Annotated in this window: 24 protein-coding genes, 6 tRNA genes and 1 rRNA gene (1 of these 31 cut by a window edge); all 31 read left to right on the forward strand. The window is 56.9% G+C overall.

Annotated features, from left to right (window positions below; genetic code table 11):
• Positions 1-1,402 (forward strand): 23S ribosomal RNA (locus ACFSKT_RS30990) (it extends 1,528 nt beyond the left edge of the window).
• Positions 1,403-1,597: 195 nt separating this feature from the next.
• Positions 1,598-1,674, forward strand: a tRNA-Met gene (locus ACFSKT_RS30995).
• A gap of 6 nt (positions 1,675-1,680) precedes the next feature.
• Positions 1,681-1,756, forward strand: a tRNA-Val gene (locus ACFSKT_RS31000).
• A gap of 10 nt (positions 1,757-1,766) precedes the next feature.
• Positions 1,767-1,843 (forward strand) — tRNA-Asp (locus ACFSKT_RS31005).
• Positions 1,844-1,867: 24 nt separating this feature from the next.
• Positions 1,868-1,943, forward strand: a tRNA-Phe gene (locus ACFSKT_RS31010).
• Between the two features lie 25 nt (positions 1,944-1,968).
• Positions 1,969-2,054: transfer RNA gene (locus ACFSKT_RS31015), tRNA-Tyr, on the forward strand.
• Between the two features lie 16 nt (positions 2,055-2,070).
• Positions 2,071-2,146: transfer RNA gene (locus ACFSKT_RS31020), tRNA-Lys, on the forward strand.
• Between the two features lie 148 nt (positions 2,147-2,294).
• Complete coding sequence (locus ACFSKT_RS31025; RefSeq protein WP_377716957.1) at positions 2,295-3,437, forward strand: PucR family transcriptional regulator; 1,143 nt, start codon at positions 2,295-2,297, stop codon at positions 3,435-3,437.
• A gap of 91 nt (positions 3,438-3,528) precedes the next feature.
• A complete protein-coding gene (locus tag ACFSKT_RS31030) occupies positions 3,529-4,650 on the forward strand; it encodes an ABC transporter ATP-binding protein (RefSeq protein WP_377716959.1) in 1,122 nt (373 codons plus the stop codon).
• Between the two features lie 395 nt (positions 4,651-5,045).
• On the forward strand, positions 5,046-5,984 hold the full coding sequence (hprK, locus tag ACFSKT_RS31035; RefSeq protein ID WP_148933221.1) for an HPr(Ser) kinase/phosphatase: 939 nt from the start codon (positions 5,046-5,048) through the stop codon (positions 5,982-5,984).
• Positions 5,985-6,002: 18 nt separating this feature from the next.
• The gene (gene lgt, locus ACFSKT_RS31040; protein WP_377716961.1) at positions 6,003-7,010 is read left to right on the forward strand and encodes a prolipoprotein diacylglyceryl transferase; all 1,008 of its coding nucleotides are present in this window, start codon (positions 6,003-6,005) and stop codon (positions 7,008-7,010) included.
• Between the two features lie 4 nt (positions 7,011-7,014).
• Complete coding sequence (ppaX, locus tag ACFSKT_RS31045) at positions 7,015-7,686, forward strand: pyrophosphatase PpaX (RefSeq protein ID WP_377716963.1); 672 nt, start codon at positions 7,015-7,017, stop codon at positions 7,684-7,686.
• Positions 7,679-8,170, forward strand: coding sequence for an acyltransferase (locus ACFSKT_RS31050; protein WP_377716965.1), 492 nt, complete (start codon positions 7,679-7,681; stop codon positions 8,168-8,170). The genes ppaX and ACFSKT_RS31050 overlap by 8 nt, the downstream gene beginning before the upstream one ends.
• A gap of 151 nt (positions 8,171-8,321) precedes the next feature.
• Positions 8,322-9,566: an acyltransferase gene (locus ACFSKT_RS31055; RefSeq protein WP_377716967.1), complete on the forward strand. Its 1,245-nt coding sequence runs from the start codon at positions 8,322-8,324 to the stop codon at positions 9,564-9,566.
• 213 nt (positions 9,567-9,779) lie between these two features.
• Complete coding sequence (locus tag ACFSKT_RS31060; RefSeq protein ID WP_377716969.1) at positions 9,780-10,988, forward strand: ATP phosphoribosyltransferase regulatory subunit; 1,209 nt, start codon at positions 9,780-9,782, stop codon at positions 10,986-10,988.
• Positions 10,985-11,644, forward strand: coding sequence for an ATP phosphoribosyltransferase (hisG, locus tag ACFSKT_RS31065; RefSeq protein ID WP_377716971.1), 660 nt, complete (start codon positions 10,985-10,987; stop codon positions 11,642-11,644). The genes ACFSKT_RS31060 and hisG overlap by 4 nt, the downstream gene beginning before the upstream one ends.
• A 210-nt stretch (positions 11,645-11,854) precedes the next feature.
• On the forward strand, positions 11,855-13,144 hold the full coding sequence (gene hisD / locus ACFSKT_RS31070) for a histidinol dehydrogenase (protein ID WP_377716973.1): 1,290 nt from the start codon (positions 11,855-11,857) through the stop codon (positions 13,142-13,144).
• A gap of 25 nt (positions 13,145-13,169) precedes the next feature.
• Positions 13,170-13,769 (forward strand): imidazoleglycerol-phosphate dehydratase HisB, encoded by a 600-nt coding sequence (hisB, locus tag ACFSKT_RS31075; RefSeq protein WP_148933213.1) that lies wholly within the window; start codon positions 13,170-13,172, stop codon positions 13,767-13,769.
• Between the two features lies 1 nt (position 13,770).
• Positions 13,771-14,400, forward strand: coding sequence for an imidazole glycerol phosphate synthase subunit HisH (gene hisH, locus ACFSKT_RS31080; RefSeq protein WP_377716976.1), 630 nt, complete (start codon positions 13,771-13,773; stop codon positions 14,398-14,400).
• Positions 14,401-14,462: 62 nt separating this feature from the next.
• Entirely contained in the window at positions 14,463-15,221 is a 759-nt protein-coding gene (gene hisF, locus ACFSKT_RS31085; RefSeq protein WP_377716978.1) for an imidazole glycerol phosphate synthase subunit HisF, read from the forward strand.
• Positions 15,218-15,916, forward strand: a complete 699-nt coding sequence (hisIE, locus tag ACFSKT_RS31090; protein WP_377716980.1) for a bifunctional phosphoribosyl-AMP cyclohydrolase/phosphoribosyl-ATP diphosphatase HisIE — start codon at positions 15,218-15,220, stop codon at positions 15,914-15,916. The genes hisF and hisIE overlap by 4 nt, the downstream gene beginning before the upstream one ends.
• A gap of 123 nt (positions 15,917-16,039) precedes the next feature.
• Complete coding sequence (gene hisJ / locus ACFSKT_RS31095; RefSeq protein ID WP_377717166.1) at positions 16,040-16,846, forward strand: histidinol-phosphatase HisJ; 807 nt, start codon at positions 16,040-16,042, stop codon at positions 16,844-16,846.
• 86 nt (positions 16,847-16,932) lie between these two features.
• Complete coding sequence (locus ACFSKT_RS31100; protein WP_148933208.1) at positions 16,933-17,883, forward strand: ribose-phosphate diphosphokinase; 951 nt, start codon at positions 16,933-16,935, stop codon at positions 17,881-17,883.
• Positions 17,884-18,128: 245 nt separating this feature from the next.
• Entirely contained in the window at positions 18,129-19,877 is a 1,749-nt protein-coding gene (locus ACFSKT_RS31105) for a tetratricopeptide repeat protein (RefSeq protein ID WP_377716982.1), read from the forward strand.
• Positions 19,878-19,975: 98 nt separating this feature from the next.
• Positions 19,976-20,923: a thioredoxin-disulfide reductase gene (gene trxB / locus ACFSKT_RS31110; protein WP_377716984.1), complete on the forward strand. Its 948-nt coding sequence runs from the start codon at positions 19,976-19,978 to the stop codon at positions 20,921-20,923.
• A gap of 185 nt (positions 20,924-21,108) precedes the next feature.
• Entirely contained in the window at positions 21,109-22,059 is a 951-nt protein-coding gene (locus ACFSKT_RS31115; protein WP_377716986.1) for an ROK family glucokinase, read from the forward strand.
• 117 nt (positions 22,060-22,176) lie between these two features.
• Positions 22,177-23,064 (forward strand): RNase adapter RapZ, encoded by an 888-nt coding sequence (rapZ, locus tag ACFSKT_RS31120; protein ID WP_377716988.1) that lies wholly within the window; start codon positions 22,177-22,179, stop codon positions 23,062-23,064.
• Positions 23,065-23,074: 10 nt separating this feature from the next.
• Positions 23,075-24,067, forward strand: coding sequence for a gluconeogenesis factor YvcK family protein (locus ACFSKT_RS31125; protein WP_377716989.1), 993 nt, complete (start codon positions 23,075-23,077; stop codon positions 24,065-24,067).
• Between the two features lie 7 nt (positions 24,068-24,074).
• The gene (gene whiA / locus ACFSKT_RS31130; RefSeq protein WP_377716991.1) at positions 24,075-25,004 is read left to right on the forward strand and encodes a DNA-binding protein WhiA; all 930 of its coding nucleotides are present in this window, start codon (positions 24,075-24,077) and stop codon (positions 25,002-25,004) included.
• Positions 25,005-25,110: 106 nt separating this feature from the next.
• Entirely contained in the window at positions 25,111-25,380 is a 270-nt protein-coding gene (locus ACFSKT_RS31135; protein WP_090583454.1) for an HPr family phosphocarrier protein, read from the forward strand.
• Between the two features lie 231 nt (positions 25,381-25,611).
• Entirely contained in the window at positions 25,612-26,421 is an 810-nt protein-coding gene (locus tag ACFSKT_RS31140) for an SIMPL domain-containing protein (RefSeq protein WP_377716992.1), read from the forward strand.
• Positions 26,422-26,475 lie beyond the last annotated feature (54 nt).

Genomic DNA, 26,475 nt, shown 5'->3' on the forward strand with positions numbered 1-26,475 from the left:
GGCTGATGTGTAGGCAAATCCGCACATCGTTAAGGCTGGGCTGTGATGGGGAGGGAAAATTACAGTACCGAAGGTTATGTGTTCCCGCTGCCAAGAAAAGCTTCTAGCCAGGTCAAGGTGCCCGTACCGCAAACCGACACAGGTAGGCGAGCAGAGCATGCTAAGGCGCGCGGAAGAACTCTCGTTAAGGAACTCGGCAAAATGACCCCGTAACTTCGGGAGAAGGGGTGCCTCGGTAGGGTGAATAGCCCGAGGGGGCCGCAGTGAAAAGGCCCAAGCGACTGTTTAGCAAAAACACAGGTCTGTGCGAAGCCGTAAGGCGAAGTATACGGGCTGACGCCTGCCCGGTGCTGGAAGGTTAAGGGGAGTGGTTAGGGGCAACCCGAAGCTATGAACCGAAGCCCCAGTAAACGGCGGCCGTAACTATAACGGTCCTAAGGTAGCGAAATTCCTTGTCAGGTAAATTCTGACCCGCACGAATGGCGTAACGACTTGGGCGCTGTCTCAACGAGAGATCCGGTGAAATTTTAATACCTGTGAAGATGCAGGTTACCCGCGACAAGACGGAAAGACCCCATGGAGCTTTACTGCAGCTTGATATTGGACTTTGGTACGATCTGTACAGGATAGGTGGGAGCCTGAGAAGCCTGAGCGCCAGCTTGGGTGGAGGCGCCGTTGGGATACCACCCTGATCGTATCGGAGTTCTAACCCGCCACCCTGAATCGGGTGGGGGGACCGTGTCAGGCGGGCAGTTTGACTGGGGCGGTCGCCTCCTAAAATGTAACGGAGGCGCCCAAAGGTTCCCTCAGAATGGTTGGAAATCATTCGAAGCGTGCAAAGGCATAAGGGAGCTTGACTGCGAGACCCACAAGTCGAGCAGGGACGAAAGTCGGGCTTAGTGATCCGGTGGTACCGAATGGAAGGGCCATCGCTCAACGGATAAAAGCTACCCTGGGGATAACAGGCTTATCTCCCCCAAGAGTCCACATCGACGGGGAGGTTTGGCACCTCGATGTCGGCTCATCGCATCCTGGGGCTGAAGTAGGTCCCAAGGGTTGGGCTGTTCGCCCATTAAAGCGGTACGCGAGCTGGGTTCAGAACGTCGTGAGACAGTTCGGTCCCTATCTGTCGTGGGCGTAGGAAATTTGAGAGGAGCTGTCCTTAGTACGAGAGGACCGGGATGGACGTACCGCTGGTGTACCAGTTGTTCCGCCAGGAGCACCGCTGGGTAGCCAAGTACGGACGGGATAAGCGCTGAAAGCATCTAAGCGTGAAGCCCCCCTCAAGATGAGATTTCCCAATTAGTAAGACCCCTGGAAGACGACCAGGTTGATAGGTTCGAGGTGGAAGCGCAGCAATGCGTGCAGCTGACGAATACTAATCGGTCGAGGGCTTATCCTAAAGGTTTAAGTTCGCAAGAGCTTAGACAAACACAGCTAAAGTGTTGAGTTTCGTATCCAGTTTTCAGGGTGTAACGGATAAAGCGAACTGACAAGCTCAGTGAAGCTTTTGAACTTACAATAGCGTTTGGCGACGCTATTCACCTGATGTATATCGAATTCCCTGACGGTATACAGGACAAGCAAGGGATTTTGTGGCGGCGTAGCTCAGCTGGCTAGAGCATTCGGTTCATACCCGGAGGGTCGGGGGTTCGAGTCCCTCCGCCGCTACCATACTATGGAGGTTTAGCTCAGCTGGGAGAGCATCTGCCTTACAAGCAGAGGGTCGGCGGTTCGATCCCGTCAACCTCCACCATATATATTGCGGAGCCGTGGTGTAGAGGCCTAACATGCCTGCCTGTCACGCAGGAGACCGCGGGTTCGAATCCCGTCGGCTCCGCCATTTATATAATTGAATACTTGATGTGGCTCGGTAGCTCAGTTGGTAGAGCAGAGGACTGAAAATCCTCGTGTCGGCGGTTCGATTCCGTCCCGAGCCACCATTTCTTTTTCTCTCGTGTTATGCATGGAGGATTAGCGAAGTGGCCAAACGCAGCAGACTGTAAATCTGTTCTCTGACGAGTTCGGTGGTTCGAATCCATCATCCTCCACCATTTCCTAACATGATGAGAGCCATTAGCTCAGTTGGTAGAGCACCTGACTTTTAATCAGGGTGTCGTAGGTTCGAGTCCTACATGGCTCACCATTTCGAATGTTCAACCTGTGGTCATTGACCGCAGGTTTTTTGTTTGTTCGCAGATGTGTCCATTCCCGTAACAACCTGAATTGCATGTCAATGTATGGTACAATGTCCTAAAAACAAAGAGTACCATACTCGTGAATAGAGGTAGAGGATGAGCGAAGCGAACTGGATCGGGCAGCTGGAACAAATCCTTTTAAGGCCGGTACGTCAATTCCAAACGGCGATTACCGCTTGGACAGAATTGGTCTCGATTACGGACTCTAACAATAAATACGTGCAACAATTCAACACGGTCACACGAGGCGATTGGATCCGACTTATTACGGGTGAAATGCATATCGTTGTCTCCACTCTTAATGAACAGGTGCTTGCCTTAGAAATAAGCGAAGGCGCGATAAGCGATACGGAGGTTCGCTTGTTGGCGTGGTCGCTCCAGCATGTAAAGGCTCCCGAACAGAACGTGTTCTCGGGCTTGCCGGAAGGCGAGCGGATTGTGAGAGAGTTAGGCAGTTGGATCGCCAATCAGTTGGAGAACGGCAATCAGCCATTGACGGTTCCGGACCGGCTCATCAGCCGAATCCGTCTCTACAGCACCATGATTCCGTTCCTGCTCGTCGCGGACCAGCTTGAACCCGGACAAGCCAGCTATGGTGATCTCGAGAAGCTCCTGCGAAGCTTTTTATCCGAAGATATCCTTCTCATACCGTTGAAAGAACAGGAGTGGCTGATCCTTGGTCCTGTCTCGCTTATTCGGGAAGCCCAGAATGAAGATCGACCGGATGAAGACGAGGAATCGGTGGAGGATAGTCTGGCTTCCATCGCTTCCGGCTTGCATGATATGCTCGCAAGCGAATGGCTGGGCGAGTGCCACTTGGCCGTTCTTCAGCCCATACAGCCGGCTAAGGACATCGTAGCGGCGGCGTCGCAGCTAAGAGAAACCGTTCATTTGGGACGCACGTTTCATGTGGGATCGAATATCCACTTGCCATGGCTGCTTCAACTGGAATGGCTGCTCAGCGCGATCCCGGAATTGCAGCGGCAGCGCTTTGTGGAACAGGCGCTCAAACGGACGGACGTGTTTTTGGAGCCGGAGATTTTATCCACGCTGGAAACGTTTTTCGCGCTTGATTGCAACGTAAGCGAGACGGCGAAGAAGCTATATATCCATCGAAATACCCTGCTATACCGCCTCGATAAGCTGAAGCAAGAGACCGAACTCGACGTAAGACAGTTCCGAGACGCGGTTTTGGTGAAGATCGTGCTGCTATTGTATAAAGTGACGAAAAGGGTTTAGTATTTTTGTAAAGTTTGTGCATAGTCACATATGACCCTGTGAGATAAGATAGTTGTAGTGAAGAACAACTATCTGTTAGGGGGAAATACAAATGGCAGGTGTACGCTTAGAACATATTTACAAAAAATATGCTGGTTCGGACAACGCTTCGGTTAAAGACGTTAACCTTGATATCAAGGACAAGGAATTCCTCGTTCTTGTCGGTCCGTCCGGCTGTGGTAAATCGACTACGCTGCGCATGATCGCAGGTCTTGAGGAGATTTCCGAAGGTAAATTGTTCATTGGCGATCGTCTCGTTAACGACGTAGCGCCGAAAGACCGTGACATCGCGATGGTATTCCAATCCTACGCCCTGTACCCGCACATGAACGTGTACCAAAACATGGCATTCGGCCTTAAACTTCGTAAATTCAAAAAAGCGGAAATCGACAAACGCGTTCGTGAAGCCGCTAAAATTCTCGATATCGAACACCTGCTTGACCGTAAGCCTAAAGCGCTTTCCGGTGGTCAGCGCCAACGTGTCGCCCTCGGCCGTGCGATCGTCCGTGAGCCGCAAGTATTCTTGATGGACGAACCGCTCTCCAACTTGGACGCGAAACTTCGCGGTCAAATGCGCGCGGAAATCTCCAAACTGGCTAAACGTCTGGAAACGACCGTTATCTACGTAACGCATGACCAGATCGAAGCCATGACGATGGGTGACCGTATCGTCGTTATGAAAGACGGTATCATCCAACAAGCTGCTTCCCCGGAAGAGCTGTACAACCACCCGGTTAACATTTTCGTTGCAGGCTTCATCGGATCGCCTACAATGAACTTCATCACTGGTACGCTGACGGAGCAAGGCGGCGCTACTCGTTTCAAATCGAACGGCGTTGACGTTGTTGTTCCAGAAGGCAAAGCACAACTGCTTCGCGAGAAAGGCTACATCGGCAAAGAAATCATTGTGGGTGTTCGTCCAGAAGATATCCATGAAGAGCCAGTATTCCTGGAAGCTTCGCCGAACACGCATGTATCCGCTCACGTAGAAGTTTCCGAGAACCTCGGTCACGAAATGTACCTGTACCTGAACGGTCTCGGTACAGACACGGTTATCGCTCGCGTTGACGGTCGTTCGGGCGTGAAAGAAGGCACGACGGTTAAACTTGCGCTCGACATGAACAAGGTTCACGTCTTCGACAAAGCAACGGAACTGAACGTATTCGAAAACTAAGCCGATCGGCTTATGGCGCTTGACAGCCACCCTCTACGGAGGGTGGCTGTTTGTATTTTGGGGCAAGTATGCCTCCCGGACAGCTAATAGGCGGTGCTTTAGGCGAGGTCTTAGGCGGTCTTAAGAGCCAAGAAGAATCGTTAGGGGTAAGCCAAATATGAAGTGAGGGGGAATAATACTGCAGATCCGGAGACATTAATGGAGATGTAAAAGCAATCGGAAGAAAACTTCAGAATGAGCGGAGTCCGAAGCGGTTTGACAGGTCTCAAGCTCGGTGCCGGAGGCGAATGGAAACGTTGCTTTCGGCGCTTTTTTTCGTTACGATGAAGACATTGGTAAACGATACATACACTGTGGGCAGGATGCAGCAGCTACTTGCGCGAGGAGGCCGACCAATGGCGAAGAAGGTGAAAGTGTCCGATCTTGTCCAGCAGTTTCAGCTTGAAATTGTGAGCGGAGAAGACGGGTTACGCCGTAGCATTACGGTAGACGATTTGTATCGTCCGGGTTTGGAGATGGCCGGTTATTTTCACTATTTTCCGAGTGAACGGGTACAAATTCTAGGGAAGACGGAACTGGCGTTCATGGAGACGCTCAGCAGCGACGAACGGACGGATCGAATCGAGCGGCTGTGTCATGACGAGACGCCATGCTTCATCGTCACGCGCGGTTTGGAAGTGCCGGTCGAACTGGTGACGGAGTCCAACAAGAAACAGATTCCCGTACTGCGCAGCAACGTGGCGACCACGATTATTTCCAGCCGCATTACGAACTTCCTGGAACGCAAGCTGGCCCCATCGGCAACGATACATGGCGTACTCGTCGATGTATACGGGGTAGGGATGCTGATTACTGGCGGCAGCGGCATCGGTAAGAGCGAAACGGCGCTGGAGCTCGTGAAACGCAGCCACAGGCTCGTCGCCGACGATGCGGTGGAAATTCGTCAGACGTCGGATGGACAGCTGCACGGTACCGCTCCCGAGTTGATCCGGCACCTCTTGGAAATCCGGGGCTTAGGCATCATCAACGTTATGACGCTGTTCGGTGCGGGCGCGGTTCGCAACAACAAACGGATTAGCGTCGTCATTCGGCTCGAGAACTGGCAGGCAGACAAGCAATACGACCGGCTAGGCTTGGATGAAGAAACGACGCGCATTATCGATACGGACGTGCCGATCGTCACGGTCCCGGTGCGCCCCGGCCGAAACTTGGCGGTTATTATCGAGGTGGCCGCGATGAATTTCCGTCTGAAACGTATGGGCTACAATGCCGCCCTTCAATTTACGAACAAACTGACGGAAACGATCGCAGACGATACGGACGATTTCGATTGATAAAGGAGCTAGGGACGCATGTTGACTCTTCAATTAAATCCGATCGCCTTCTCGTTAGGGCCGATCGACGTGCACTGGTACGGCATTATTTTGGGCACTGCGGCGTTAGTGGGGCTGCTGCTGGCCGTCCAGGAGGGCAAACGGTTCGGACTGTCGGCGGATTTCTTCATGGATCTGCTGCTCTTCGGCGTGCCATCGGCCATCATCGGCGCTCGGTTGTATTATGTAGCGTTCAAGCTGGACGAATATAAAGACGATCCGCTGCAGATTTTCGCGGTGTGGAACGGCGGGATCGCGATCTACGGCGCGTTAATCGGGGCCTTCCTATGCGGATATATTTATTTCCGGATTAAAGGCTATAGCTTCTGGCGAATCGCAGATATTTGCGCGCCTTCGCTGATCGCGGGTCAAATGATCGGCCGGTGGGGCAATTTCATCAACCAGGAGGCGTATGGCGGAGAGGTGGGGGAGAGCTTCCTTCGCAGTACGCTGCATCTGCCGGATTGGATCGTCAATCAAATGAACATCAACGGCGTGTTCCATCACCCGACGTTCCTATACGAATCGCTATGGAACCTCGCGGGACTTATTCTGCTGCTGGTGCTCCGCCGTCAATCGTTCCTTCGCGCGGGCGAATTAGTGCTTTCTTATTTCATTTGGTACTCGATCGGCCGCTTCTTCGTGGAAGGGCTGCGTACGGATAGTCTGGCATTCGAAGGGGCCAGCTGGCTGGCATCGCTCATGAACGGACTGTGGTCGCCGATGAACATCGTCTTCGAGCCAGGCTACCTGGATGCGGCCTATGGCAACGTGCGCATTTCGCAGCTCATCTCTGTGCTGTTGATCGTAGCCGCCATTATCCTCATCGTCGTACGCCGTCAGAACGGCATGGCGAAGGAACGTTATCTTGACCCGATCATTAACTACAAAACCGGCCTTCCGGCCGGCAGCGCCGGAGATGCGGGAAGCACTTCCGCGCAAGCTACGGGCACAGGCAACGCCGATACGCGCACAAAGGAGCAATAAACGCATGACATCCGCAATACGAACCGTACTTTATGATTTGGATGGCACGATCCTCGATACGAACGAGTTAATCATCCAATCGTTCCTGCATGCGCTGCAGGATGTTGTTCCCGTAGACTTCGGACGCGATCAGATCATCCCGAGCATGGGACAGCCGCTGATTAATCAAATGCAGCTGTTCTCCAACTTGGAGGAAGTGTCGCATCTGATCTCCCGATACCGCGAGTTCAACCTCCGCCAACACGACGAGTTCGTGAAGCCGTTCCCGTACGTGGCGGAGGTCATGGCACGCTTGCAGCAGCAAGGCTTGCAGCAGGGGATCGTGACGACAAAGATCCGGTTAACGACGGAAAAAGGACTGCGCTTCACCGGGATTTACGATTACGTGACGCCCGGGGCTATCGTCACGATCGACGATGTGGAGCAGGCAAAGCCGCATCCGGAGCCGATTCTCAAAGCGATCGCTGCGCTTGGCGCCGACCCGGCGACGACCATCATGGTCGGCGACAGCACGGTCGATATGATTGCGGCGGAAGCGGCTGGCTGCATACCGGTCGGCGTGGCGTGGTCGCTGAAGGGCGAGACTATTCTGCGGGAGAACGGCGCGAAGCATATTATTCACGATATGCGCGATTTATACGAGCTGCTCGGAATGGAGAGAGAACCGATTGCGTAACGTCGAGCGTTATCCGGTACAAGGGCCGAACGCGCTATGGCAGATGTATCGGACGGTAAGCCGGGTGAAGGCGGTACGGAACTTTATCTTCATCCAAATTTCCCGGTACTGCCCTTCGTTGCCCGTGAAAAACTGGATTTACCGGCACGTGCTCGGAATGAAGGTCGGGCAGCATACGGCGTTCGCACTCATGGTCATGGTCGACGTCTTCTTCCCCGAACGCATCCGCGTTGGCGACAATACGATTATCGGGTACAATACGACGATTTTGACGCATGAGTATTTAATCGGGGAGTACCGGCTTGGCGACGTGCATATCGGCTCTGGGGTCATGATTGGCGCGAATACGACGATCCTCCCGGGGGTGACGATCGGGGACGGGGCCGTCGTATCGGCTGGATCCGTCGTGTATAAAGACGTAGCGCCGGGCGATTTCGTTGGGGGTAATCCCATTCAGGTCATTCGCAAAATGGGCGAGAAGTAGTGCGGCGGTCTGGTGAAAGGTGGCGCGTTTCGGGTAAAGGACATAAAGGAGATGCAGCAGGGACAAATTAGGGACAGCACGATTATTCCCCGGTTGGACCAGCTGTACCGCAGCCTTCAGGCGCGCGGCCTCAGAGTTGGGAGGAAACCCGATGTCCAAAAACGAGAACGTGAACGAGCTGAACGTGCTGCGCGCGATCGCCATTCTCGGCGTGCTCGCCGTTCATGCCACATCCGCGTCAACCCTCAAGCTCGTCAAGCACGATTCGTTCGTGGTTTATAACGTCATCAATACGTTAGCCTTATTCTGCGTGCCGGCTTTTGTCTTCCTGACGGGGTTCACGCTGTTCTACCACTACGGGCCCGGAAGGCGGATGCGTGCAGGGGACTGGGGCGATTTTTATCTTCGTAAACTGCCGCAGCTGATTATTCCCTACGTGGTGTTCTCGGTGCTATACCAGTTGGCGAAGTACGGCATCGCTTCGGGCTTCACGCTCGACCTCGCCCTGCTGGGGCAGTATGCAGGCAAGTTCGGGGAGAACTTGCGCGACGGGACGGCTTACCCGCATTTGTATTATATTTTGGTCGCGATTCAGCTGTACGTCATGTTCCCGCTCTTCTATTACATGGCGCGGAGGTGGCCGCGGATTGGTCTGGGGCTGATTGCGGTCGGATTCGCGACGCAATGGTTCTTCTTCGCACTTCACCGGATCGAGCTGCATCTGCCGAACAAAGGGACGTTCGCGTTTACGTATTTCGCGCCTTTTATGCTCGGGGCGTTCGCGGGGATGTATTACCCGCGTTTCAAAGCCTGGGTGGAACTACGGAAGGGATGGCAGAAGAAGGGGTTTCGGGTCGGGGCAGTGCTGCTTTGGACGATATGGGCGGCATCTGCGCTGACCTACATCGCGGTGTGGCATATCACGCGAATTAACAACAAGGCGATGCATCCGTTATGGTATGAGGCCGGCTACAACGTGTTTACCTTTACGAGCATATTGGTTCTCTTACAGGGGATCTACGCATGGATCGGAAAGGGACGGAGCGGTCGGGTATATCAGGCGCTTGATCTGATCGGGACTTTATCGTTCGGAATTTATTTGATCCATCCGGGTATGCTGCTGCTCTACCGCAAGCTGTCCCCGGGCATTCCGTTAACGGGCATTTACCACGCGTGGATCGCGGGCGGGTTCATTTTCGCCTTAATCGGATCCGTCGTGCTGCTCTTACTGGCGTATCGGTTCATACCCGGAGCGTCGGTCGTGTTGGGCAAGGTACCGGTGAGATTCATCGGCAGGCATTATCCGTCGCCGGCGTCGATCCAAGCGAAGCCGGTTCAGGCTGAACGGAGCCGCAGCAGAATCGAGGCATCCAAACCAGAAGCGAACAGGGCTTGAAGCCCCGGTTCGCTTTTTATTTTTGCGCGGGAAGCGAGGAGAACGGAAGACCCCGGACAAGTCGGAGCTCGGGCAAGATGAAAGTCAACAAGGACGCGGCTGGGTAATCTTGACGAATGATGTGAGGCATGGTACGATAGCGACTAATCCTTTATTTTGGCAGCATGGTAACATGGTAGCACATTAACTCACTAAAGTGATGGTGATAGAGAGATGGCGAAACCGAAAGTGTTCGAGAAGCCGATCGGCGTGAAAGATTATTTGCCGCATGCGGTCGCGCGCCTGCGCCAGATCGAACATCAAGCCCTTGCCTGCATGGCTTCATGGGGCTATGAGCAAATTATGACGCCTACGATGGAATATTACGATACGGTCGGGGTCGCAAGCTCGACGTCCGACGAGAAGCTGTTCAAGCTGTTGAATAAACGCGGTACGACATTGGTGCTGCGTTCGGATATGACGGCGCCGATCGCGCGCGTCGTAGCATCGCTGCTGAAGGACGCAGCATTCCCGCTGCGTTTGTCCTACCATGCGAACGTCTTCCGTTCGATCGAAGAAGAGTCCGGACGCGAGGCGGAATTCTATCAGACCGGCGTAGAGTTGGTCGGCGATCCTTCGCCGGAGGCGGACGCCGAAGTCGTGGCGCTGGCGATCGCATCGCTTCGTGCGGCCGGCGTCGACCGGTTCAAAATCGCGATTGGCCATGTCGGGTTCTTGAATGGGTTGTTCGAAGAGACGCTGCAGGGGCGGTTAGAGGAGCAAGAGGAGCTGAAAGCCTGTCTTCTCGGCCGCGATTACGTCGGCTATCGGGAGAAGGTCAAGTCGCTGCAGCTTGCGGAGCCTGTCCAGCGCGTGCTTGAAGGCATCCTTCGCCTCCGCGGCGGGCAGGAGATCTGCGATCAGGCGCGGGGCGTCAGCGCGAATACGACAGCCCAGGCGTCCATCTCCCATCTGTGCGAGATGTGGGATGCGCTCAAGGCGTATGGCGTCAGCGATTATGTGCTGATTGATCTGACCATGATCGGCGATTTCTCCTATTACACGGGCATGACGTTCGAAGGCTATGCGGCGGATCTCGGCTTTCCTGTCGTGAGCGGCGGGCGCTACGACAACCTGCTGACGCAATTCGGCCGTTCGGCGCCGGCTACCGGGTTCGCGCTGAAGACGACGCGTATTCTCGAGCTCATCGGCGATCGGGGGGAAGCGGAGGTCGATCGGGTACTCATCGGATACGACGCCGGAGGCCGGGACGAGGCGATCTCGGAAGCGCTGCGCCTCCGCGAGCAGGGAGCGATCGTCGTCACGGAGAGAATGACGGCGGAGCGGGCTGCGGATCTGCACGCTTCGCTTGATCGATATGCGCTGCAGTGCGCGGTATTCAACGTGTTCAAGTCTTATGTCGGAGGAGGCGTGGCGCGATGAGCCAGTCGAATAACCAGACCGGCGGCGATCTTCTCATGGTCGCCATGCCGAAGGGCCGTATCTATAAGCAAGTTATTAAGCTGTTCCGAGAAGCGGGGCTGTCTATTCCGGACTTGGAAGAGACGCGCAAGCTCGTTATCGAAGTGCCGGAAGCGGGCATGTCCTTTATCATGGTCAAGCCCGTGGACGTGCCGACCTTCGTCGAGTACGGCGTCGCGGACATCGGCATTGTTGGCAAAGACGTACTCATGGAAGAGAACAAGGACGTCTACGAACTGTTGGATTTGGGCATTGCCAAATGCCGCATGTCGGTGATCGGTCTTCCGAACTGGAAGCCGACGATTCATCCGCGCGTCGCGACGAAGTATCCGAATGTTGCCTCGCAATATTTCCGGGAACAAGGCCAGCAGGTCGAAGTCATTAAGCTGAACGGATCGATCGAGCTTGCGCCGTTGATCGGGCTAGCCGACCGCATCGTCGATATGGTGGAAACGGGCCAGACGCTGCGGGAGAACGGCTTGGTGGAGATGGAGCAGATCTTCGGCATTACGAGCCGCCTTATCGCCAACCGCGTCAGCTACCGGATGAAGAACGAGTCGATCCAGGGCTTGTGCGACCGGCTGCAAGCGGCAATCGGCAGTACGGCAGGCGTATAGTCCGCTCTGCATTCGCTGCCCGAACGGTCGCATCCATGTGATTGACGGCGTTCAAACGCAGACGGTATACGAGAAGAAGCGGCATTAGCGGCAGTCGGCTGCCGCATCTTAGGCTATAATGGAATAACGAGATGATAGATTCTTGGGCAGGAGGATTCCTGCCTTTCACTATACTCCTAGCACGCAAGGGAGCTGGAAGGGGAGATGCGCATGCGAGTGCTGCGCGCAGAACAGTTCGGGTTGACCCGCGAAGTCGAATACGGGACGCCGGAACAGAACGAGGCGGTTCGCCAGATCGTGGAAAGCGTACGAACGGAAGGCGACGCGGCCCTGCTGGCGTACACGGAGAAGTTCGATGGAATTCGGCTTCAGGCGTCGGAGCTTAGAGTGACGGCGGAAGAAATCGAGCAGGCCTATGACAAGGTAGAGGCGCCTTTCCTGGAGGCGATTCGCGAGGCGGCGGCCAATATCCGCGCCTTCCATGAGAAGCAGCTGCGGCAGTCATGGGTTGATGTTCAGCCGGATGGCACGATGCTGGGACAAATATTGCGACCGCTCAAGCGCGTCGGCGTGTACGTACCCGGCGGCAAGGCGGCATACCCGTCTTCGGTGCTCATGAACGTTATCCCGGCGCAAGTGGCGGGCGTGCCGGAGATCGTCATGGTCACGCCTCCGGCCACGGGCGGCAAAGCCGGTATCGATCCCTACATCCTCGTCGCGGCCGCGGAAGCCGGCGTGAAGGAGCTGTACCGCGTCGGCGGCGCGCAGGCGGTCGCCGCGCTGGCTTACGGCACGGACACGATCGCGCCGGTCGATAAAATTTGCGGGCCGGGCAACATTTACGTCGCGCTGGCGAAACGGGCCGTCTTCGGCGCGGTGGACATTGACAGCATCGCGGGCCCTAGCGAAATCGTCGTCCTCGCGGACGATACGGCCGACGCGGCCTACGTGGCTGCCGATCTGCTCTCGCAAGCCGAGCACGACGAGATGGCGTCCGCCATCCTGGTAACGACCTCGGCTCAGCTGGGCGAAGCGGTGGCGGCGGAGGTAGAGCGGCAGCTCGCGACGCTGCCGAAGGCGGACATCGCGCGCCAGTCGATCGAAGCAAATGGCGCGATCCTGCTGGCGGACACGATGGACGAGGCGCTCGCGGCGGTCAATCGGATGGCGCCCGAGCATTTGGAAGTCATGGTGGCTGAGCCGATGGGACTGCTAGGACGCATCGAGAACGCAGGCGCGATTTTCCTCGGGCCGTACAGCTCCGAGCCGGTGGGCGACTACTTCGCGGGTCCGAACCATATTCTTCCGACGAACGGCACGGCACGATTCTCGTCGCCGGTGAACGTGGATGATTTCTTGAAGAAATCGAGCTTGGTTTACTATAGCAAGGACGCACTGCTCAAGAACGGCGAGAAAATCATGACGCTTGCCCGCCACGAAGGGCTGGAAGCGCACGCGCGCGCGATCGGCATTCGGCTGGAACGGGAAGGCGAACAGTAATTGAAGGAAAGCAGGGGGACTTAAGATGGCGGAGAACGCGATTCGCGCGGCCGAAGTGGCGCGCAAGACGAACGAGACGGATATTAAGCTGGCCTTCGCGATTGACGGCAGCGGCACGGCGAAGATCGAGACGGATGTTCCGTTTCTGAACCATATGCTCGATCTGTTCACGAAGCACGGCCAATTCGACCTGACGGTGGACGGACGCGGCGACGTGGACATCGACGATCACCACACGGTCGAGGACATCGGCATTTGCCTTGGTCAAACGATCCAGCAGGCGCTGGGTGACAAACGCGGCATCAAGCGGTATGCATCCGTGTTCGTGCCGATGGATGAGGCGCTGGCGCAGGTCGTGATCGACTTGTCGAACCGCCCGCATTTCGAATACCGGGCGCAGTATCCGTCCCAACAGGTCGGTTCTTTCCAAGTCGAACTCGTGCACGAGTTCCTGTGGAAGCTGGCGCTGGAAGCGCGAATGACGCTGCACGTGATCGTACATTACGGCCAGAATACCCACCACATGATCGAAGCGGTGTTCAAGGCGCTCGGACGCGCCTTGGACGAAGCGACGAGCATCGATCCGCGCGTGCAAGGAGTGCCTTCGACGAAAGGGGTGCTGTAGGATGATCGCCATCATCGATTACGGCATGGGCAACTTGCACAGCGTCAGCAAGGCGGTCGAGCGGCTCGGCTTCGAAGCTGTCGTGACCGATGACGAGGCGGTGATCATGAGCGCGGAGGGCGCGATTCTGCCGGGTGTTGGCGCGTTCGGCGACGCGATGGAGAACCTGCGCGAGACGGGGATGGACGTCGTCGCTAAGCGGTATGCGGCCTCAGGGAAGCCGCTGCTCGGCATCTGCTTAGGGATGCAGCTGCTGTTCGAACAGAGCGAAGAGCACGGACTGAACGACGGCCTGGCGCTGCTGCCGGGCAAGGTGGTGCGGTTCCAAGGGGATTACAAGGTGCCGCACATGGGCTGGAACAAGCTGAGCTTCGGCCAAGAATGCCAGCTGCTCTCGGGGTTGTCCGAGGGTCATGTCTACTTCGTGCATTCTTACCACGTGAAACCTGCCCGGCAGGAGGATCTTCTGGCGACGACCGACTACTATCAGCCGGTTACGGCCATCGTCGGCAGCGGCAACGTGTACGGCATGCAGTTTCACCCGGAGAAAAGCGGCGAGCTCGGCATGCAGCTGCTGCGGAATTTCTTGACCTTAACGGGCGCGAAACCGGCACAGCGCGCGGCCGAATAAGATTGGCGCGGGCGGGAGCGGGACTCCCGTGCAAATGATTGGATGGAAGAGGAGGCGGCGTTATGCTGGCCAAACGGATTATTCCCTGTCTGGACGTGAAGGACGGGCGCGTCGTCAAAGGCGTGAATTTCGTGAACTTGCGCGATGCGGGCGACCCGGTGGAGCTTGCGGCGATCTATGATAAAGAGGGCGCGGACGAGCTCGTCTTCCTCGATATTTCCGCTTCCCACGAAGGACGGGCGACGATGATCGAGGTCGTGCGCAAAACGGCGGGCGAGATTACGATCCCGTTCACCGTGGGCGGGGGCATCGCCCATGTCGACGACATGAAGCGGCTGCTTCGCGCCGGCGCGGACAAGATTGGCATTAACACGGCGGCCGTCGTGAACCCTCAGCTCGTACAGGACGGCGCGCGCAAATTCGGTTCGCAATGCATCGTCGTGGCGGTGGACGCGAAGTTCAACCCCGAGTGGGGCGAATGGGAAGTGTACACCCACGGCGGACGCAAGACGACCGGCATCCGGGCGCTCGAATGGGTGAAGCGGGTCGAGCAGCTCGGCGCGGGCGAGATCCTGCTCACGAGCATGGACGCGGACGGCACGAAGGACGGCTTCGACGTGAAGCTGACGCGGGCGGTGTCCGATCTGGTCGGCATTCCCGTCATCGCGTCGGGCGGCGCGGGGCGCGCGGAGCATTTTGCCGACGTGTTCGAAGCGGGACGGGCGGATGCCGGACTTGCGGCGACCATTTTCCACTACAAAGAATTGACGATCGCAGACGTGAAGAACGACCTGCGCAGCAAAGGAGTCGAGGTGCGATGAGCCACAACGAAAGCGCCGCGCTGGCGGAACGGATCAAATGGGACGAAAACGGCCTCGTGCCGACGATCGTGCAAGATTACAGCAGCAAAGAAGTGCTCATGCTCGCCTACATGAATCGCGAATCGCTCGGCAAATCGCTCGAGACCGGCTCGACCTGGTTCTGGAGCCGTTCCCGCGGCGAGCTGTGGCATAAAGGCGCGACGAGCGGCCATACGCAGTGCATTGTCTCCATGCATTACGATTGCGACGGCGATACGGTGTTGGTGCGCGTCGAGCAGCAGGGGCCTGCTTGCCATACCGGCAAGTACAGCTGTTTCTTTAACGAAGTCCCCGGTTTCGCGCGGCAAGACGCGGAAGGGCAAGCGGCGGAAGGTTCGGCGGATCGGTTCGCGATGCTGAGCCAGCTGGAGAGCGTCATCGCATCCCGCCACGCGGAACGTCCGGAGGGCGCGTACACGACGTACCTGTTCGATAAAGGCGTCGACAAGATCCTCAAGAAAATAGGCGAGGAAGCCGGCGAAGTCATCATCGCGGCCAAGAACAACGACAACACCGAGCTTCGTTACGAAGCGAGCGATCTGCTCTTCCATCTGATGGTGCTGCTGCGCGAGCGCGGACTGCCATTGGACGATCTCATGTACGAGCTCGGACGCCGCTACAACAAACCGAAATCGGCTTATCAGCTTAGCGAATAGGACGAACACCGAAGCCGAGCCCGCAGGATGCGGAAGCTCGGTTTCGTGCTGCACGGCAGCTGCACGGCGGCTGCACGGCGGCTGCACGGCGGCAATAGAAGCGAAAGGAGCGCCACGACGAACATGAACATCGATTACCATACGCACCACGTCCGCTGCGGGCACGCGGTCGGCACGCTGGAGGAGTACGTCAAGCGCGGTATCGAGATCGGGCTGGATCAGCTCGGCCTATCCGATCATATGCCGCTGCTGCACGTCGACCCGGCGACGTATTACCCGGAAATGGCCATGCCGATGGAGGAGCTGCCTCGTTACGTGGAGGAAGCCTTCAATCTGAAGGCTAAGTATAAAGGACAAATCGACGTTCGCGTCGGTCTGGAGGGCGATTACATCGAAGGCTGCGAGGAGCAGATTGAACGGATTATCCGCGCCTACCCTTGGGATTACGTCATCGGGTCCGTGCATTTTCTAGGCACTTGGGATATCTCCGACTTCCGACAGACGCATGAATGGGAAGGACGCGACCGGATGGCGGTGTACGCGCAATACTACGACGCCGTGCGAAAAGCATGCGCAACCGGGTTCTATGATTATATCGGCCATATCGACGTCATCAAACGGTTCGGCTTCAAGCCAGAGGGCGACGTGACGCCGCTGGAGGACGCAGCGCTGGAGGCTGTCCGCGCGAACGGGCTTGCGATCGAGCTCAACGCGTCCGGACTTCGCATGCCCGTTGCGGAGATGTTCCCGAGCCGCAGAATGCTGTCGAAGGCGCTCGAATTGGGAATTCCGCTCACGATTGGTTCCGATGCGCATCAGCCAGAACGGCTTGGGCAATATTTAGAGGAAGCGCGCGAGCTCTTGAAAGAAGTCGGTTTCACGCAGCTGGCTACGTTCGAAGGCCGCAAACGCGCCATGATTGATTTTTGAATTATTTTTAAAGTTATGTATAATGGAAGTTGTCGAAACAAGCTTCGTTATGCAAATTTAGTGGTCTAATCGCTCAGGAGGGTATCATGTTTAGCGACAAGGTGCGTATTTTTTCGGGTTCCTCGAACCCGAAGCTTGCCGAGCAGATCAGCGCCGAACTCGGCCTGCCGCTTGGCAAAATTAAAGTGTCCCGTTTCAAAAGCGGCGAGATTTACGTCCACTACGAGGAGACGATCCGTAACTGCGACGTCTTCCTGGTGCAGTCGTTCTCGCATCCGATCAACGATCATTTCGTCGAACTGCTCGTCATGATTGATGCCGCGAAACGCGCTTCCGCGCGCACGGTGAACATTGTCGTGCCGTACTACGGGTACGCACGCCAGGAGCGGAAAGCCGCGCCGCGCGAGCCGATTTCGGCGAAAATGCTGGCAGATGTACTTAGCACGGTCGGCGCCACGCGCGTCGTGACGATCGATCTGCACGCGCCGGCAATCCAAGGGTTCTTCAACATTCCGGTCGATCATCTGACCGGCCTGGATTTGATCAGCGACTATTTGAAATCGAAAGACATTCCGAATCCGATCGTGGTTTCTCCGGACGCGGGACGCGCTTCCACGGCCGAGAAACTCGCCAACTATCTTGACGCACCGTTCGCTATCATGATCAAGAAGCGTCCGGCTCATAATGAATCGGTCATCACGCACGTCATCGGCGACGTCGAAGGCCAGACGCCGATCATCATCGAGGACCTGATCGATACGGGCACGACCATTGTCAACGTCGTAGAAGGACTGAAGGAACGCGGGGCGCATGACGTTTACGTATGTGCGACGCATCCGCTCTTCTCCGGCCCTGCCCTGCAGCGATTGGACCACCCGAATATTAAAGAAGTCGTCGTAACCGACTCGATCGCGCTTCCGGATAACCGTTCCGACCGGTTCAAGGTGCTCTCCGTGGCGCCGATTCTGGCAGAGACGGTCCGGATCATCATCGAAGGCGGTTCGATCAGCACATTGTTCAAAAACGCGGGCATCTAAGCCGATCCCGCCAGCAGCACGATAATCGAATCGCGGACGAACCAACAGGCAAAGGCGGCAGAATTCCCGCACAGCCCTCCCACCAAAGACCGCGCGCGAGGCGCGTTCGAACCGGGGGCGGGCGCGGGCTGCCGCCTTGTTTTGGGTGCGTCCGCGATTCGTCCATATTCTTTGCGTGTATGGATAGGCTTCGCTATGGTATAATCGTAGCAACTTTAAGGATGAACCGGGGAGGTGCCTTGCGAATGAAAGAGAAGAAGCGTGCGGCCGCGCCAAGTCATAAGACGAACATCATACCGATTCACTGGGACGCCACTTTCTTTTTCGAACGGGCGGTGCGCTCGCTGGATCGATATCATTATGACAAGGCACTGAAGTATTTTCGCCGCGCAGTGGAATACGAGCCGGACAATCCGGTCAATCACTGCAACATGGCCGGGATCTTGTCCGAGATGGGCAATTACGAGGAATCCAACAACGTGCTCCGCAGCATCGTCGAAGAGCTTGATCCGGCGATGACGGAGTGCCATTTCTATATGGCGAATAATTTCGCCAACATGGAGCAGTACGAAGCAGCCGAAGATGCGCTCATCCGCTATCTTGAGGAAGACGCCGAAGGCCAGTTCCTCGATGAGGCGGAAGAGATGATGGAGCTGCTGCACTACGAGCTGGAGCGGCCGATGAAGATCTCGTCGGTGCGGGCGCGCGAAGGTTATTTCGAACATGATCAAGCCCGCGCGATGCTCGAGGAAGGGAAGTTTGCCGAGGCCGTTCGTCTTTTGGAGACGATTGTCGAGAAGAACGGCGAGTTCCTCGCGGCCCGCAACAACCTGGCGCTGGCGTATTACTACATGGGCCTGTTCGATAAGGCGATGACGACGATCCGGGAAGTGCTCGTGCAGGAACCCGGCAATCTGCACGCGCTGTGCAATCTCGCCATTTTCCACCAGCATGCTAGCGATGCAGACGCGCTTCGGCCGCTCGTCGAGCTGCTGTGCAAGACGGTGCCTTTCCACCAAGAGCATGTGTTCAAGCTGGCGACGACGATGGGGATTCTCGGCGAGCACGGACAGGCGTATCGGCATTTCCTTCGGCTGATGAAGGACGGCGCGCTGCGCGACGATGCTTGCTTGTACCATTACACGGCGGTGGCGGCTTGGAATATCGGGCGGCTGGACGAAGCCGAACGGTTCTGGCGGCAAGCGGCCAAGATGGATCCGAAATCGAACGTGCCGGGCTATTATTTGGAGCAATTGACGCACGTACGCGCAGGCGGGGAAGCCGGGACCGCGAGCTACCACTACCATCTGCCGTTCGAAGAGCAGTTCAAGCTTTGGGAGAAATCGAGCGAGACGCTGCCCGATCATATGAAACGCGACCCGCTGGTGCGTTCCTCCTTCTTCTGGGCGCTGCGTCACGGTGACCGCGGCACGAAGCTGCAGGTCATTCAAGCGCTCGGCATGATCGCGGACAACGAAGTGAAAGACGCGCTGCGCGCGTTTATTCAAGAAGAGCAGGAAGACGATTACTTGAAACGCATCGCGGTGTTCGTCCTTCGCACGATCGGCGTGCATGAGGCGCTCGAGGTTCATCTGGAAGGCAAAGCGACGACGATCGAGCACAGCCGCATGCCTTCGCGTCTGCCGGAGTGGGATCCGAAGTGGCAGGAAGTGCTCGAAGCCGCGCTCGGCCGGATGAACAAGCACTACGATCTCGTGCAGCAGCATGATCTGCTGACGCTGTGGATCGATTTTCTCTCCCGCGTGTATCCGGATGCGCCGAAGCTGGGTAAGGTTGAAGGATGGGCGGCCGCGCTCGAATATTTGACGGCGAAGATGCACCGGCGGACGATTTCGTACCATGAAGTATCGGAGCGGTACGGGACCTCGATCGCGACGGTGAGCAAATGCGCCAAACGAATTGATGAAATTTGCGGGATTAAGGAAAAAATGAAAATGATCTTCCCTGCCTTGGACGCAAAAGGCGACGCTTAAGGAAGGCATATGCTTGACCGTCGCAGAGCGGCGGGCGGGCTCAGAGCGTCCCTTGGCCATGGCGGGCGCAGGTTGGATTGCAAAGGAGGCATTCTCGAATGTACAAAGCGATTATTATCGGCACTGGACCAGCCGGACTGACGGCGGCGATCTACTTGGCTCGGGCGAACATGAACCCGCTGGTCATCGAAGGTCCCGAACCGGGCGGCCAGTTGACGACGACGACCGAAGTGGAGAACTTCCCGGGGTTCCCGGAAGGGATCATGGGGCCGGACCTGATGGCGAACATGCGCAAGCAAGCGGAGCGCTTCGGCGCGGAATTCCGCACCGGCTGGGTCAACTCGGTCGATACGTCGAAGCGTCCGTTCACTCTTCAGGTGGAGGGGCAAGGCGAATTGCAGGCGGAGGCGCTCATCATCTCGACGGGGGCATCGGCGAAGTACCTCGGCATTCCGAACGAGCGCGAGAATGTCGGCCGCGGCGTCAGCACCTGCGCGACATGCGACGGCTTCTTCTTCCGCGGGAAGAAGATTATCGTCGTAGGCGGCGGCGATTCGGCGATGGAGGAAGCGAACTTCCTGACGCGCTTCGCGTCGGAAGTCGTCCTCGTACACCGCCGCGAAGAAATGCGCGCCTCGAAGATCATGCAGGATCGTGCCCGAGAGAATAGCAAGATCAGCTGGGCGCTTAACCGGACGCCGCTTGAAGTCGTGGCCGGTCCGATGGGCGTCACGGGTCTTAAGGTTCGCAACAACGAGAGCGGCGCAGAGGAAGTGCTGGAGACGAACGGCATCTTCGTAGCGATCGGCCATACGCCGAATACGAAGTTCCTCGGCGGACAACTGGAGGTCGACGAGACCGGCTATCTGATCACGAAGCCGGGCACGAGCGAGACGAGTATCCCGGGCATCTTCGCCTGCGGCGACGTGCAGGATAACAAGTACCGCCAGGCGATTACCGCGGCTAGCAGCGGCTGCATGGCTGCGCTGGATGCCGAGAAATTCCTCGAAGGACATGCGGTTCACGATTGGAGCCAATCGTTGTAATTGCGCAAGGTTTAGGCGGCCGCAATGCCGGAAGCCAGGAGAAGGGACGCTGCTCGGGTGGAGCCGGGCAGCGTCGTTTCGCGTCAACGCGCCGCTCCCGCTAGAGAGTCTTGACCGCCTCCTTGGGCGTCACTTATAGTGGGAACAGCAGCAACCCAACCATTATTGTAGAGGTGGCTTTATTAATGTCTGAGAAAATTGTTGTTGGCGTAGATATCGGCGGCACTTCCGTCAAAGTAGGGATTTGCGATTTGAACGGCGCACTGCTACATACGTACGAGGGACCGACGGAAGCCGATAAAGGCACGGAAGTGGCGTGCAGCAATATCGCTTCGTACGCGCGGCTCATCGTCGAGCAATCTCCGTACAGCTGGGAACAAGTGGAGGGCGTCGGCGTCGGTACCGCCGGTTTTCTCGATATTCCGAACGGCATCATTAAATTTTCCCCGAACCTCGGCTTCCGCAACGTGCCGCTGAAGGCGATTCTCGAAGAGAAGCTGGGCAAAAAAGTACTCGTCAACAATGACGCCAACGTGGCGGCGCTAGGCGAAGCTTGGGCCGGCGCGGGTCGCGGCGTCGATCACTGTGTTTGCTACACGCTTGGTACGGGCGTAGGCGGCGGCATCATTATCGGCGGCAAAATCGTGGAGGGCTTCGCGGGCATGGCGGGCGAGCTCGGCCATATGTCGATCGTGCCGGACCTGGAAGCGATCCAATGCGGCTGCGGCAAAATGGGCTGCTTGGAGACCGTCTCTTCCGCGACGGGCATCATCCGCATGGCGAAAGACGCGGTAGAGCGCGGCGACCGGACGTCCCTGTCGTTCGTGCCTCATATTATGGCGAAGGATGTCGTCGACGCGGCGAAGGCTGGCGACGAAGTAGCGGCCCGTATCGTGACACGTGCGGCTTACTACTTGGGCAAATCGATGGCGCAGGTCGCGGTCGTGCTCAACCCGCAGCGTTTCATTGTCGGCGGCGGCGTGTCTAAGTCGGGCGAATTCTTGTTCGAGCAGATCCGCGAGGCGTTCAAAAAGGCAACCCCGGATATTGTGGCGGAAGGCGTGGAGATCGTGCCAGCCGTACTCGGCAACAACGCGGGCGTCGTCGGCGCGGCAGGACTCATTATTCGTTCGTAATTGATAAGCGCTTCATAGACGGACAACAAGCAGCGCATGCTTTGATATAAGAAGTAGCGGTTCGGCGCGTCGGCGCCGGACGGCGGTATTTTCCGAATAGGGCAGGAGGAAACGGCGATGGAAACGGGAACGGCGATGGCGAAACTGGTCATTATCACAGGGATGTCAGGCGCGGGCAAAACGATTGCGGTGCAGAGCCTTGAGGATCTCGGTTTTTTCTGCGTCGATAATTTACCCCCGGTGCTGATCCCGAAATTCGCCGAGCTGATCGAGCAGTCGAACGGCAAAATCGGCAAAGTCGCGCTCGTCATCGACCTGCGCGGGCGGGAGTTCTTCACGGCGTTATCGGAATCGCTGAATTATTTGAAAGACCACTACACGATCGGCTATGAGATTCTGTTCCTTGATGCAACGGACGGCGTGCTCGTGCAGCGCTACAAGGAAAGCCGCCGGCGCCATCCGCTCGCGCCTGAAGGACTCCCGCTGGAAGGCATTCAGCATGAACGCCGCTTGCTGGAGGATCTGAAGGGCTGGGCGACGCAGGTCATCGATACGAGCAATCTGAAGCCGCTGCAGCTGAAGGATCGCATCATGTCGCGGTTCACGAACGTGGATCAAAGCTCGATCTCGGTCAATGTCACTTCGTTCGGATTCAAATACGGCATTCCGATCGATGCGGACTTGATCTACGATGTTCGTTTTCTGCCCAACCCGCATTATGTCGAACAGCTGCGACCGAATACGGGGCAGGACCCGGAGGTCTACGACTACGTCATGAAGTGGCCGGAGACGCAGACATTCCTGACGAAGCTGCTGGATATGCTGCAATTCCTTATTCCGCAATACCGCAAAGAAGGCAAAAGCCAGGTTGTTATCGGAATCGGCTGCACGGGCGGCAAACATCGCTCGGTAGCGATTGCCGAATATTTGGGCCGCATGCTCGGCGCAAGCGATACCGAGACGATCCGGGTCAGCCACCGCGATGCGGAACGAGATCGGCACTAGAGGTGAACGGATGAAGCAGAAACGCACGACACCAGAAGAACGACTTCCCCGTATTGTCGTCATCGGCGGCGGTACGGGGCTCTCCGTTATGCTGAGGGGCCTGAAGGAGAAGCCGCTCGATATCACCGCCATCGTAACGGTGGCGGACGACGGCGGCAGCTCCGGTATCCTGCGCAGCGAGCTGCAAATGCCGCCGCCCGGGGACATTCGCAACGTCCTCATTGCTTTGGCGGACGTCGAGCCTTTGCTTGCCCAGATGCTGCAGTATCGATTCAACACGGGAGCGGGACTTGCCGGACACAGCTTGGGCAACCTGATGCTGGCCGCAATGACGGAGATCTCCGGGGATTTCGTGACCGGCATTCGCGAACTAAGCCGCGTACTGGCCGTTCGGGGACGAGTGCTTCCGGCAGCGGGGCAGGCGATCGTGCTGCACGCCGAGATGGAGGACGGCTCCATCGTGACGGGGGAATCGAACATTCCGAAAGCGGGGCAGGCGATCAAGCGGGCGTTCATTGAGCCGCCCGATGTCGAGCCGCTTACGGAAGCGGTCGAGGCGATCCGGGAAGCGGATGCGATCCTCATCGGACCGGGCAGCCTATATACGAGCATTATTCCGAATCTGCTCGTGCCCAAGCTGGCCGAGGCAATCGTCGAATCCGCGGCGGTCAAGATGTTCGTCTGCAACGTGATGACCCAGCCGGGCGAGACCGACGACTATTCGGTTGGCGATCATTTGGACGCGGTGCATGCGCATATCGGGCATCATCTGTTCGATTACGTCATCGTGAACAACGGCGAAATTCCGCCGCAGGTGCAGGAGCGTTACGCCGAGAAAGGCGCGAAGGCCGTGCATTTGGATCTGGAGGAAGTGCAGAGCCGCGGGTACAAGGTCATTGCCGACCGACTTGTCTTGTTCCGGACGTATCTGCGGCATGACGCGGCGCGGCTGAGCCACCATATTTATCAGCTTGTCGAAGATTGGATGAATCGAAAGAGGTGAGAAAGCGATGTCTTTTGCAGCGCAAACCAAGAAAGAATTGACGATGATTGAGGCCGATCCGTGCTGCGAAAAGGCGGAACTGTCCGCGCTCATTCGAATGAACGGCTCCGTTCAACTATCCAGTCGCAAAGTCATTCTCGACATCTCGACGGAAAACGCCGCGATCGCAAGGCGAATTTATTCGCTGATCAAGAAACAATTTGCGGTCCATACCGAACTGCTCGTGCGCAAGAAGATGCGGCTGAAGAAAAACAACGTCTACATTGTCCGCATCCCGGTCAACGTACAAGAGATTCTGAGCGAGCTGCGCATCGTCTCCGAAGGCTTCATGTTCAACCAAGGCATTGACAAGGAGATGCTTCGCAAATCGTGCTGCAAACGATCGTACCTGCGCGGCGCGTTCCTCGCCGGCGGATCGGTCAACAACCCGGAGGGATCTTCCTACCACCTGGAGATCGCCTGCATGTATGAAGAACACTGTCAAGCGCTCGTGGAGCTGGCCAACAAGTTCGACCTGAACGCCAGATGCATCGAGCGGAAGAAGGGCTTTATCTTCTACATGAAAGAGGGCGAGAAAATTATCGAGCTCTTGAACATTATCGGCGCGCACCAAGCGCTCTTTAAGTTCGAGGACGTCCGTATCATGCGCGACATGCGCAATTCCGTCAACCGCATCGTCAACTGCGAGACGGCGAACTTGAATAAGACGATCGGCGCCGCCGTGCGTCAGATCGATAATATAAAGCTGCTCCAAAAGCAAGTCGGCCTCGATAGCCTCCCGGATAAGCTGCGGGAAGTCGCCGAGGTCCGTCTGCTGCATCCCGATATGAACTTGAAAGAAGTCGGAGAGATGCTCAAAGGCAAGGTCAGCAAGTCGGGCGTTAACCATCGGCTGCGCAAGATTGACGAGATCGCGGAAAAGTTACGGAATGGGTAACCGCAAGGCTAGTGCTCGTGCAATAAAAGTGATATAATGGTGATTAAAATGACGTTTTGCACTCGTGAATCGCACGATTGAATTTCGTATAGGGGGTAAGGTTTTGATGACAAGGCACCCGGTTGTCGTTCGTCTGAAAACAGGTCTCCACGCAAGACCGGCCGCGCTTTTCGTTCAGGAAGCGAATAAGTTCTCGTCCGAAGTCTTCGTAGAGAAGGACGATAAGAAAGTGAACGCGAAATCGATTATGGGTATTATGAGCCTGGCCATCAGCTCCGGTACCGAGGTGACAATCAGCGCGGAAGGATCGGACGCCGATCAAGCTGTAACCGCTTTAGTGAACCTGGTGAGCAAGGAAGAACTGGAGAACCAATAATGGATCGCGAAAGAGCTCCCGGATGGGGGCTTTTTTTAGTTTCAGGCGTTCGATGAAGCCAGGTCTGGCGCCGGAGTCGGCACGAACGAAGCGAAGTAAGCGGACTGGGGGGCGCGCCCGGGAGAATTACTGAATTCGCCTCGGAAAGGAAATGCTGTTGGTGACGTGCAACAATTCGGACAGCGGCCGCGTCTAGTAGTCACAAACCAAGAAGAAGGGTGTTGGGGTGCGATGACACGATTCACGCATGACGGACAAACGGAACAGCAGAAGATGAACAAAGGGAGAAAACGGCCGATGCTGCTGCTGGTGCCAGCGCTCGCGGTGGCGATCGGGTTCGGAACCATCATCGGGGCGGGCGGACCAGCCCCGTTCGTAAAGGCGGCGGAGACGGTGAGCGTAGAGCGGGGATTGATTACGGTAGCAGGTAAAGGCGAGATCAAGGTCGCGCCGGATGTGGCGTACATTAACGCCGGGGTCGAGACGAAAGCCGCGACGGCGAAAGAAGCGCAGGCGAAGAACGCGACCCAGTTTGCAGCGATCGAGAAGCTGCTTTTCACGACGTACAAGCTCGACAAGAAAGACGTGAAGACGACCGGCTTCTACGTCCAACCGCAATACCAGTACAACGAGAAGGACGGCACGAGCAAAATCATCGGCTACACGGCTACGCACAGCATCGAAATTACGAGCCGTAACCTAGACGGCATCGGCGCGCTGATCGATAACCTATCGACCGCTGGCGCCAATCGCGTCGACGGCGTCCGGTTCGATGTGGAGAACCAAGAGCAATATGAGCTGCAAGCGATGGAGAAGGCGATGGCGCAAGCGAAGCGTAAAGCCGACGTGCTCGCCAAAGCGGGCGGACGCGCGGTGAAGCAGGTAGTCAACATTACGCAAGGCGATGTTGCGAGCGTGCCGATCTTCCGGACGGACAAAATCATCGCGGAGTCCGCAGCCGATTCGGCGGGTGGAAGTTCGGTTCAGACGGGCGAAGTAACGGTCTCGACGAGCGTGACGGTTTCGTACGAAATGCAATAATAAAAAGGCAGCTGCTTAAGAGCAGCTGCCTTTTTATGTTGCGCGCGAGCCGCC

The sequence above is a fragment of the Paenibacillus xanthanilyticus genome (assembly GCF_042682185.1).
GTDB lineage: Bacteria > Bacillota > Bacilli > Paenibacillales > Paenibacillaceae > Paenibacillus_Z > Paenibacillus_Z xanthanilyticus.

What these genes read in the sequence shown, in the direction of transcription:
- ACFSKT_RS31025 (WP_377716957.1), top strand. Translation starts at nt 2,295, where the DNA reads ATGAGCGAAGCGAACTGGATCGGGCAGCTGGAACAAATCCTTTTAAGG.
- ACFSKT_RS31030 (WP_377716959.1), top strand. Translation starts at nt 3,529, where the DNA reads ATGGCAGGTGTACGCTTAGAACATATTTACAAAAAATATGCTGGTTCG.
- hprK (WP_148933221.1), top strand. Translation starts at nt 5,046, where the DNA reads ATGGCGAAGAAGGTGAAAGTGTCCGATCTTGTCCAGCAGTTTCAGCTT.
- lgt (WP_377716961.1), top strand. Translation starts at nt 6,003, where the DNA reads ATGTTGACTCTTCAATTAAATCCGATCGCCTTCTCGTTAGGGCCGATC.
- ppaX (WP_377716963.1), top strand. Translation starts at nt 7,015, where the DNA reads ATGACATCCGCAATACGAACCGTACTTTATGATTTGGATGGCACGATC.
- ACFSKT_RS31055 (WP_377716967.1), top strand. Translation starts at nt 8,322, where the DNA reads ATGTCCAAAAACGAGAACGTGAACGAGCTGAACGTGCTGCGCGCGATC.
- ACFSKT_RS31060 (WP_377716969.1), top strand. Translation starts at nt 9,780, where the DNA reads ATGGCGAAACCGAAAGTGTTCGAGAAGCCGATCGGCGTGAAAGATTAT.
- hisG (WP_377716971.1), top strand. Translation starts at nt 10,985, where the DNA reads ATGAGCCAGTCGAATAACCAGACCGGCGGCGATCTTCTCATGGTCGCC.
- hisD (WP_377716973.1), top strand. Translation starts at nt 11,855, where the DNA reads ATGCGAGTGCTGCGCGCAGAACAGTTCGGGTTGACCCGCGAAGTCGAA.
- hisB (WP_148933213.1), top strand. Translation starts at nt 13,170, where the DNA reads ATGGCGGAGAACGCGATTCGCGCGGCCGAAGTGGCGCGCAAGACGAAC.
- hisH (WP_377716976.1), top strand. Translation starts at nt 13,771, where the DNA reads ATGATCGCCATCATCGATTACGGCATGGGCAACTTGCACAGCGTCAGC.
- hisF (WP_377716978.1), top strand. Translation starts at nt 14,463, where the DNA reads ATGCTGGCCAAACGGATTATTCCCTGTCTGGACGTGAAGGACGGGCGC.
- hisIE (WP_377716980.1), top strand. Translation starts at nt 15,218, where the DNA reads ATGAGCCACAACGAAAGCGCCGCGCTGGCGGAACGGATCAAATGGGAC.
- hisJ (WP_377717166.1), top strand. Translation starts at nt 16,040, where the DNA reads ATGAACATCGATTACCATACGCACCACGTCCGCTGCGGGCACGCGGTC.
- ACFSKT_RS31100 (WP_148933208.1), top strand. Translation starts at nt 16,933, where the DNA reads ATGTTTAGCGACAAGGTGCGTATTTTTTCGGGTTCCTCGAACCCGAAG.
- ACFSKT_RS31105 (WP_377716982.1), top strand. Translation starts at nt 18,129, where the DNA reads ATGAAAGAGAAGAAGCGTGCGGCCGCGCCAAGTCATAAGACGAACATC.
- trxB (WP_377716984.1), top strand. Translation starts at nt 19,976, where the DNA reads ATGTACAAAGCGATTATTATCGGCACTGGACCAGCCGGACTGACGGCG.
- ACFSKT_RS31115 (WP_377716986.1), top strand. Translation starts at nt 21,109, where the DNA reads ATGTCTGAGAAAATTGTTGTTGGCGTAGATATCGGCGGCACTTCCGTC.
- rapZ (WP_377716988.1), top strand. Translation starts at nt 22,177, where the DNA reads ATGGAAACGGGAACGGCGATGGCGAAACTGGTCATTATCACAGGGATG.
- ACFSKT_RS31125 (WP_377716989.1), top strand. Translation starts at nt 23,075, where the DNA reads ATGAAGCAGAAACGCACGACACCAGAAGAACGACTTCCCCGTATTGTC.
- whiA (WP_377716991.1), top strand. Translation starts at nt 24,075, where the DNA reads ATGTCTTTTGCAGCGCAAACCAAGAAAGAATTGACGATGATTGAGGCC.
- ACFSKT_RS31135 (WP_090583454.1), top strand. Translation starts at nt 25,111, where the DNA reads ATGACAAGGCACCCGGTTGTCGTTCGTCTGAAAACAGGTCTCCACGCA.
- ACFSKT_RS31140 (WP_377716992.1), top strand. Translation starts at nt 25,612, where the DNA reads ATGACACGATTCACGCATGACGGACAAACGGAACAGCAGAAGATGAAC.